At 49.4% G+C, this 1,370-nt stretch carries 1 protein-coding gene; it reads right to left on the bottom strand.

What is annotated here, in order from left to right; all coding sequences use genetic code 11:
- Nucleotides 1-258: 258 nt before the first annotated feature.
- The gene (locus G516_RS0113295) at nt 259-1,275 is read right to left on the bottom strand and encodes an IS110 family RNA-guided transposase (protein WP_028294061.1); all 1,017 of its coding nucleotides are present in this window, start codon (nt 1,273-1,275) and stop codon (nt 259-261) included.
- Nucleotides 1,276-1,370: the final 95 nt, after the last annotated feature.

Genomic DNA, 1,370 nt, shown 5'->3' on the forward strand with positions numbered 1-1,370 from the left:
CCGCGCTTATATGGCCCCGTCCCGTTGTTGCAAGCCATTTCGACGTTTCAGAGTGAGATTGCACGCTTATATCCGACCTGTTAATTGGCTTTTGCCACGGCCATTATGATATGTGCTTCCACTGTCCTGATCTCCCGGACGGCTTCGTTGAGCCACTGCGCGGGTAAGGTTTCAGTGAACCGATCTTATCTGTTTGGTCTTAATGGTCTGCGCAACCTCGTGACGTTTAACTATTAACTTGCTTTAGTCGTCGATCAATCAAGCTTGGTAAACAACCTTCTTAGTAAGTACCGCCCAGACAATGCGAGCTAACTTGTTTGCCAAGGCGACGATGATTTTGTTGGGATGCTTACCTTCCATCCGCTGAAGCCATTGGCCCAACCGAGTGTCATCCGGCTTTTTCTTTAATGCGTTGTAGGCCGATCTGGCGCCGTGCACCAACTGTCTTCTTGCATGCTTGTTGCCGTGCTTACTGATCCCCTGTAGTTGTTCTTTTCCACCACTGGCGTGCTGCTTCGGAACCAACCCTAGGTATGCGGAGAAGCAACGGGCGCTTTTGAAGTGACTGGCATCGCCAGCCAAGCTAAGTAACAGTGTGGCATTAACCACCCCAACTCCAGGGATGCTCTGCAGTCGCTGACCTGACTCACTGTGCTTTACAATTTCCTGCAACTCCTTGTCGAACTGGATGACTCTGGCTTCCCTGTCATACCACTGCGCCATCAAATCATTGATTAACCGTCGGCATCGTAAGCTCAAACCGTTTTCTGCATCCTCCAGAAGGAGCGTTACTTGTTCTTTCAAGGCCCCATGCCCTCTGGAGATCACGACTCCAGATTCCATCAAGATCCCCCGAATTTCATTGCCTATTGCAGTCTTTTCTTTTACCAACCGGTCCCTGACCCTATGTATCGATTGCAGGTCTAGCTGTTCTTGTGACTTGAGAGCAACGTCTGGAATATTTGGCCTGACAGCTGCTTCAGCAATGGCTTGTGCATCCCTCTGGTCGTTCTTGTGTAGCTGAACGAATGGTTTCACATAAGTTGGATGGATCACTCTAACCTTGTGTCCTAATGCTTTGATTGAGCGTCCCCAGTAGTGAGCTCCTGAGCAAGCTTCCATCGCGACCAGTGCAGTTGGTTGCTGCCGTAAGAAATCCAACAGCTGATGTCGCTTGAGCTTTTTGCTGATCAGCTTCTTTCCTGTTGAGCTATTTACATGAACCTGAAAAACCTGTTTGGCCAAATCAATGCCGATCGTATTAAGCTTGGTCATGTGACCCTCCCACTTACTCTGGATGCCGAATTGATGTAGGTGCAACTTCATCATGGCACATGCTTAGGGTGGGACGGGTCCATTTCATTTCCCGG

The sequence above is a fragment of the Oceanobacter kriegii DSM 6294 genome (assembly GCF_000422845.1).
Taxonomy (GTDB): Bacteria; Pseudomonadota; Gammaproteobacteria; order Pseudomonadales; family Oceanobacteraceae; genus Oceanobacter; species Oceanobacter kriegii.

Coding starts and splice junctions, on each gene's coding strand:
- G516_RS0113295 (WP_028294061.1), bottom strand. CDS start 1,275: ATGACCAAGCTTAATACGATCGGCATTGATTTGGCCAAACAGGTTTTT.